This window comes from Lactobacillus helveticus DSM 20075 = CGMCC 1.1877 (genome assembly GCF_000160855.1).
Taxonomy (GTDB): Bacteria; Bacillota; Bacilli; order Lactobacillales; family Lactobacillaceae; genus Lactobacillus; species Lactobacillus helveticus.
The window spans coordinates 90,376-94,273 of record NZ_GG700754.1; the positions used below are offsets into that span (position 1 = coordinate 90,376).

The window sequence follows — 3,898 nt, forward strand, 5'->3', positions numbered from 1 at the left end:
ATCGTAAAAAAACGGATTTTTAGAGTAAGGGTTAAAATGTAACCACTTAACTAACGAACCTTTTCTTATGCATTATGGCTATTTTTAACTAAAATATTCGGTAATTTTCACTGAATACCGAACATTAAGCAGGCAAATATCAATTGATTTACTGTTTTTGTTGATTTTTGGCACAATTGCTAGTCACAATTGCTAGTAAAGTATAGCTAATCAAAATCAAAAAAGGAGTGTCTAGTCACATGTCAAACTGGGATACTAAGTTTGTCAAGAAAGGGTTAACGTTTGATGACGTCCTTTTGATTCCTGCAGAAAGCCACGTTTTACCAAACGAGGTTGATCTTAGTACGAAGTTAGCAGATAACATTAAGTTAAACATTCCGATCATCAGTACCGGAATGGATACCGTTACTGAATGAGCAATGGCCATTGCAATGGCGTTACAAGGTGGACTTGGGGTTGTTCTCTTTAAGGGGGTTGCTGCCGGACCGGTGATTGCTAGTGGGATGACTTACCTAATTGTTAGTTTATTTAACCTACATTATTAAGGGCCTTGACATAAAATAATAGAAATATTAGAATAAGATTAACAATATTTAATATAACTAGTAGATGAGTACTTATTGCCCAGTGTTTAGAGAACTTCCAGTTGATGAGAAGGGAGCCACTGGGGATAAGGAAGATGGTCTACTAATGGTTTTACTGGTGAGCAGGTGCAAGCCAGTGACGGTTAAGTTCCGTTAATAACTTTAAGTTGATGACTTGTTAAGGCTGTTACTGCGAAGTAACAGTAAATTAAGGTGGTAAAACGGGAGCTCTCGTCCTTGTTGGATGGGATCTTTTTTTATTTGATGAGGTGGTAATGCAAATGAAGATTAAAGTAGCTTTGGCACAATTTAATATCCAATTTGCCGATCCTGATAAAAACCAGCAACGGGTAGCAGAACTAACTAGTATTGCGGCTAAGGCTGGTGCTGATGTAATTGTTTTTCCGGAAATGTGGAATATCGGTTATGCACTTAATCAGTTGGATCGACTGGCTGATGATGGTGGTCGGACTACCACAAAATTATTTTATCGATTAGCACGACAATACCAAATTAGCATTGTTGGTGGATCGGTGGCGGTTAAGGAAGGTGGACACTTCTATAACCGAACATTAATCGTTGATCCACTTGGCCAAGTTGTTGGTAAGTACGATAAGGTTCACCTCTTCCGGTTAATGAATGAACATCGATATTTAACGGCTGGTAATCAAGAAAATTACTTTCGTTTAGCGGGAGTGCCGAGTGCGAGTTTCATTTGCTATGATCTTCGCTTCCCTGAATGGATCCGGACGGTAGCCCGTCACGGCTCGGCAGTCCTTTATTTTCCTGCTGAATGGCCAGCAGTTCGGATCCCTCAGTGGACGACGATGCTAAAAGCTCGAGCAATTGAAAATCAAGCCTTTGTGGTCGCTGTTAATCGGGTCGGGGATGATCCAGATAATCATTATAATGGTCATTCACTTGCAATTGATCCATTGGGGAATGTAATTGCTGATGCGGGCGAAAATGATGGGATTACTTACGCTGAATTAGATCTTACTCAGTTAGCAACGGTTCGAGGTGCAATCCCTGTTTTCGTTGATCGGCGCCCAGATTTATACAAATAGTAAAGAAGGGAGAAAGCAAAATGGAATTTCAACAATCAAAGTTATTAGGTCGATTACCGAAGCAATTCTTTGCCAGTTTGGTTGCCAAGGTTAACCACAAGATTGAATCAGGGGTTGATGTGATTAATCTAGGACAAGGGAATCCGGATAAGCCTACGCCGGAATACATTGTTAAGGCAACTCAAAAATGGGTTGCCGATCCAGCCACTCATAAGTACTCGCCCTTTCAAGGATTACCTGAATTTAAGCAGGCAGCTGCTGATTTTTATGCAGAAAAGTATGGAGCTCATTTTGATCCGGAAAAAGAAGTGGCTATCCTAGGAGGATCGAAAATTGGCCTGGTTGAGCTTCCTTGGGCATTAATGAATCCTGGTGATACTTACTTATTGCCTGATCCTGGATATCCGGATTATTTTTCTGGTGCTGCTTTAGGTGGCGTTAAGTTTGAAACCGTTCCGCTACTTGCTAAGAATAACTTTTTGCCTGATCTTAAGGCAATCCCAGAAGCGGTTGCTCAACGGGCGAAGTTTTTCTACCTTAATTATCCGAACAACCCAACAGGTGCGGTAGCAACAAAGAAATTTTATGAAGAGCTAGTAAGCTGGGCTAAGAAGTATCACGTTGGTATTATTAGTGACTTTGCCTATGGAGCACTTGGCTTTGATGGGCAAGCACCACGGAGCTTCATGCAGACACCAGGAGCTAAGGATGTGGGAATCGAATTATATACCTTCTCAAAGACCTTTAACATGGCCGGTTGGAGGATTGCTTTTGCTGTCGGTAACCAGGATATTATTGGTGCCTTAAACCTTATTCAAGATCACCTCTTTGTCAGTCTTTTTCCTGCATTGCAACGAGCAGCAATCGATGCCCTTCAAGGTTCACAACGGGATGCTGAAATTGCTAAAATTGTTGGTCGTTACGAGGAACGACGGAATGCCTTTGTTGATGCTGCAGAGAAAATTGGCTGGCACGCCTTTGTACCGAAGGGGACCTTTTACGCGTGGATGCCGGTACCGGCTGGGTATACAAGTGAATCCTTTGCCGACTTGTTATTAGATAAAGCCGGTGTTGCGGTGGCACCCGGAAATGGATTCGGTAAACATGGTGAAGGATATGTCCGGATTGGTTTGCTGATTGAACCGGCACGGCTGAAAGAAGCGGTCGCTCGAATCGCTAAGTTACATTTGTTTGATTGATTTAAGGAGGAAATTCAAATGACATTGAAGTATACAGTATTAGGTGCAGGGGCAATGGGCCTTCGTTTTGGGGTACTGCTTCAAGAACTAGCAGGAGCCAAAGTTGATTTTGTTGATAATTGGGCACCAGAAGTAAAAACAATTCAACAACAAGGCGGTGTATATGTTTCTCGGGACCATGAGGATCGCCACTTGGTACCAATTAAGATTTATTCGCCGGAGGATTACCAAGGAGATCCCGATGTCTTCATTGTCTTTGCTAAGCAGATGACCCTGGCAGATCTTCTGAAGCGGAGTGCTCACTTCTTCCATCCTGATCATCAATATGTCTTTTCTGGAATGAACGGGATGGGACATATTGAAAAGATTAACCAATACTTCCCCAAGGAACATGTCGTGGCCGGAACCTGTCTAATTGGGACAGTGTTAAATAAGGCGGGGGATGTCGACTTTATTGGAAAGTCCGGCGCCGGTTCGATTAATATGGCAGCCCAGACAGAGAAGGCAGATGATCGGGTTAAGCAAATCGTGGCCGACTTTACTGCAGCTAACATTAATCCGCACTTAAATAATAATTTTCTGGGGACATTATTAACGAAGGTTGTCTTCAACTCCGTAATCAATACGATCTGTACGTTGTTTGAAATTCAAATGGGGCAGTTTATTGATTACGATGGTTCCGAGAAGCTCGGCAAACAGCTGATTAATGAAGCATATGATGTTGCTGAACGGGCAGGAATTCAATTATTGAGTACCCGTGAAGAGGAATGGCAGACAATTAAGTACGTTAGTTCGGTAACTAATCCGTTGCACTATACATCAATGTACCAGGATATGTCCAAGGACCGGCCAACTGAGGTCGATTACATCAACGGTTATATCTATCAGTTAGGGAAGAAGTATAATTATGAAGCCAGCACGCATGACTTCTTACGGAACCTGGTTCATTTGGCGGAAAATACCCGGAAATTCCGGAAGTAAAAATATTATTGAATGGTAAAGGGGCTAAGTTTGAGTCTTGGCCCCTTTATTGTTTGGCAGATTGCAA

General features: G+C 42.3%; 3 protein-coding genes and 2 pseudogenes. All 5 read left to right on the forward strand.

Translation table 11 applies throughout. From position 1 onward, the window contains the following. Positions 1–239: 239 nt before the first annotated feature. Positions 240–413, forward strand: a pseudogene (locus HMPREF0518_RS10075) (IMP dehydrogenase); the annotation flags it as partial. A gap of 33 nt (positions 414–446) precedes the next feature. Beyond that, positions 447–545: pseudogene (locus HMPREF0518_RS10080) on the forward strand (DUF441 family protein); the annotation flags it as partial. Positions 546–865: 320 nt separating this feature from the next. After that, positions 866–1,651 (forward strand): carbon-nitrogen family hydrolase, encoded by a 786-nt coding sequence (locus tag HMPREF0518_RS05365; RefSeq protein ID WP_003633065.1) that lies wholly within the window; start codon positions 866–868, stop codon positions 1,649–1,651. Positions 1,652–1,671: 20 nt separating this feature from the next. Continuing rightward, a complete protein-coding gene (locus HMPREF0518_RS05370; RefSeq protein WP_003626887.1) occupies positions 1,672–2,850 on the forward strand; it encodes a pyridoxal phosphate-dependent aminotransferase in 1,179 nt (392 codons plus the stop codon). Between the two features lie 18 nt (positions 2,851–2,868). After that, on the forward strand, positions 2,869–3,831 hold the full coding sequence (locus HMPREF0518_RS05375; RefSeq protein WP_003626888.1) for a ketopantoate reductase family protein: 963 nt from the start codon (positions 2,869–2,871) through the stop codon (positions 3,829–3,831). Positions 3,832–3,898 lie beyond the last annotated feature (67 nt).

What these genes read in the sequence shown, in the direction of transcription:
- HMPREF0518_RS05375 (WP_003626888.1), top strand. Translation starts at nt 2,869, where the DNA reads ATGACATTGAAGTATACAGTATTAGGTGCAGGGGCAATGGGCCTTCGT.
- HMPREF0518_RS05370 (WP_003626887.1), top strand. Translation starts at nt 1,672, where the DNA reads ATGGAATTTCAACAATCAAAGTTATTAGGTCGATTACCGAAGCAATTC.
- HMPREF0518_RS05365 (WP_003633065.1), top strand. Translation starts at nt 866, where the DNA reads ATGAAGATTAAAGTAGCTTTGGCACAATTTAATATCCAATTTGCCGAT.